The organism is Streptomyces spiralis (assembly GCF_014654675.1).
In the GTDB taxonomy this organism is placed as follows: domain Bacteria; phylum Actinomycetota; class Actinomycetes; order Streptomycetales; family Streptomycetaceae; genus Streptomyces; species Streptomyces spiralis.
This window is the reverse complement of sequence record NZ_BNBC01000085.1, coordinates 1-3375: the sequence shown is the minus strand read 5'-3', so window position 1 is coordinate 3375 and position 3375 is coordinate 1. Positions and strand designations below refer to the sequence as shown.

Below are 3375 nucleotides of genomic sequence, written 5' to 3'. Positions count from 1 at the left end.
ACGCTGTCCAGGGCCTCGGCGAACACGGGGAAGGCGTCGTACAACCCACGCCCCATCCCCAACCGCTGAGCCCCCTGTCCTGTGAACAGGAACGCGAGCTTGCCGGTGCGGCGCCCGGCTCCCCGTACGACGTTCTGTGCGTCGCCGCCGCCCTGGGCCAGCGCGGTCAGTCCGCGCAGCAGTGCGTCGCGGTCGGTGCCGAGGAGGCATGCGCGGTGGGTGAACGCGGATCGGGTGGTCGCGAGCGAGTAGCCGAGATGGACCGGATCCTGGGCGGGGGCGAGCGGCAGCAGTTTGCGGGCCTGGGCCGACAGGGCCTCGGGAGTCCTGGCCGACAGCACCCACGGCACCACCGCGGGAGCGACCGCACCGCCCTCGGCGGCCTCCGGGACCAGCTCCTCCGGCGCCTGCTCGACGATGACGTGGGCATTGGTGCCGCTGATACCGAAGGAGGAGACGGCGGCGCGACGCGGATGGCCGTTGTCGGGCCAGTCCCGGGCCTCGGTGAGCAGCTCGACGCTCCCCGCCTCCCAGTCGACCTGGTCCGAGGGGGCATCCACGTGCAGCGTGCGCGGCAGCACACCGTGCCGCATCGCCATCACCATCTTGATGACGCCCGCGACACCCGAAGCAGCCTGGCTGTGGCCCATGTTGGACTTGATCGAACCCAGCCACAGCGGCTCACCGGAGGTCGGCCGCTCCTGCCCGTACGTCTCGAGCAGCGCCTGGGCCTCGATCGGGTCACCCAGCCGGGTCCCCGTGCCGTGCGCCTCCACCGCGTCCACGTCGGCCGCCGACAGTCCCGCGTCCGTGAGGGCCGCGCGGATCACCCGCTGCTGCGAGGGCCCGTTGGGGGCCGTGAGGCCGTTGCTGGCGCCGTCCTGGTTCAGGGCCGAGCCGCGGATCACCGCCAGGACCGGGTGGCCGTTGCGGCGGGCGTCCGACAGCCGTTCCAGCAGCAGTACGCCCGCGCCCTCCGAGCAGGCCACGCCGTCGGCGGCCGCCGCGAAGGACTTCGACCGGCCGTCGGCGGCCAGTCCCTGCTGTGTGCTGAAGTAGACGAACATCTCCGGCGTCGACATGACCGTCACGCCGCCGGCCAGGGCCATCGAGCATTCGCCGCGCCGCAGGGACTCGGCGGCGAGATGGAGGGTCACCAGGGACGACGAGCAGGCGGTGTCCATGCTGACGGCGGGGCCCTCGAGACCCAGCGTGTAGGAGACCCGGCCGGAGACGACGCTGCCGGCGCTGGTGCTGCCGGGCTCACGGCCGAGCGCGTAGTCGTGGTACATCACCCCGGCGAACACGCCGGTACGGCTGCCCTTGAGGGAGGTGGGGTCGATGCCCGCCCGTTCGATCGCCTCCCAGGACACCTCCAGCAGCAGCCGCTGCTGCGGATCCATCATCAGGGCCTCGTTCGGGCCGATCCCGAAGAACGCTGGGTCGAAGTCGGGGGCGTCATAGAGGAATCCGCCCTCGCGCGCGTATGTCTTTCCCGGGGTGCCCGGCTCGGGGTCGTACACGTCCGGGTCCCAGCCACGGTCCTCCGGGAAGACCGAAATGGCGTCCACACCGTCCGCGACCAGCCGCCACAGCTCCTCCGGGGACGTCACACCGCCCGGATACCGGCACGCCATGCCGACGATCACGACAGGGTCTTCGCTGCGCCCGGTCCGCTGTTCGGCCGCCGCCAGTCGGCGTCGGGCGTCCCGCAAATCGGAAGTGGCCCGCTTCAGGTATTCGAGAAGTCGCTGCTCGTTGCTCACCGAGACCTTCTCCTTCTGGCCGAGGAGGACCACTTATGGGCGACTCACTCGCGACGCGGCCGGACTTTCCATTCCGTAGATCGGTCAGGACGCTACCGAGCACCCTTTGGGGGGCCAACCCTTAACCGACCCCTGCGCCTTCTGGGGTGGAACGCAGGCGGCCGGGGCGCGCGCACCTGCCGATCAGGAGGTGTCACGCGCCCCGGCCAGCGGGAACGTCGGGCGAGCGGGATCTCCGCTCGGCCGGCGACTAGGGGGTGGGGGGCGAGGCCAGTTCGCCGTCGAGGATGGCGAACAGTTCGTCGGCCGTGGCATCGGCGAGATCGCCGTCGTCGCCGCTCGGGGCCGCCACGACGGCACTCTTTTCACCGGCTTCACCGGTGCCACCGGTTTCATCGGTTCCATCCGCCGGATACTCGGCGATCTTCTCGGCCAGGGCGCGCAGCCGGTCGGCGAGCAGCTCCCGTTCGTGCTCCGCCGGCGCCAGTGCGCCCAGCGCGGATTCGAGCCGAGTGAATTCCACCTCCAGTACGGATGTGGAATTTGCGGAGTTAACGGATTTCACGGATTGCGGTGCGGCGGAGGACGCAATCCGCTTTCCGATATAGGAGGCGACATCGACGGCCGTCGGATAGTCGAATATCAGCGTGGCGGGCAGCCGGAGACCGGACACCGCATTCAGTTGATTCCGCAGCTCGACCGCAGCGAGGGAATCGAATCCCAGGCTGCCGAATGCCCGGTCGGGTTCGATGGCGTCACCGGAGGCGTGCCCCAGAGCCCGCGCCACATGAGTGCGGACGACGTCCAGGATGATGTCCGCGGCCTCGTCGGGGCCGAGACCGGCGACGCGGTCCGCGAGGGAGACCGTCCGCGCCGCGCCGGCCGGGGCGGTCCGCTTGCGGGGTGCCGGAACCATGCCCCTGAGCAGGGCGGGCAGCTCGTCGGCGCGGGCACGCAGCGCGGCCGTGTCCAGCCGCAGCGGCACGGTGACCGCGAGGCCGGTGGCCAGCGAGGCGTCGAACAACGCGAGCCCCTCCTCGGCCGTGAGGGCGGGCGTACCGGCGCGGCGCATGCGCTCGAGATCGGCGTCGCCGAGACCCGCCGCCATGCCGGTGTTGACGCCCCACAGGCCGAAGGCCATCGCGGTCGCGGGCAGCCCCGCCGCACGCCGATGCGCCGCCAGACCGTCCAGGAACACGTTCGCCGCCGCGTAGTTGCCCTGACCCGCCGCCAGAACCAGACCACCCGCCGACGAGAACATCACGAACGCCGACAGATCCAGATTCCGCGTCAGCCCATGCAGATACCAGGCCGCATCCGCCTTCGGACCCAACACCCCGCGCATCCGCTCCGGCGTCAGCGCACCCATCACACCGTTGTCCGCCGCCCCCGCCACATGCACCACCGCACGCAGCGGATGCTCGCTGCCGATACCAGCGAGGAGAGCCGCCAGCGACTCACGGTCGGAGACATCGCACGCGACCACGTCCACGGACGCGCCCACCTGCTCCAGCCCGTCGCACAGTTCCGCCGCGCCCGGGGCGTCCGGGCCGCGTCGGCTGGTCAGCACCAGATGCCGTACACCGTGCTCGACGACCAAGTGCCGGGC

General features: G+C 71.2%; 2 protein-coding genes. Both read right to left on the bottom strand.

Annotated elements, in window-relative coordinates:
- Positions 1–1799 (bottom strand): type I polyketide synthase (locus IE318_RS45895; protein WP_373311444.1); only part of this gene is annotated, 1799 nt, incomplete at its 3' end.
- Positions 1800–2016: 217 nt separating this feature from the next.
- Positions 2017–3375, bottom strand: a 1359-nt coding sequence (locus tag IE318_RS42715; RefSeq protein WP_189908243.1) for a type I polyketide synthase, incomplete at its 5' end; no start/stop codon positions are given.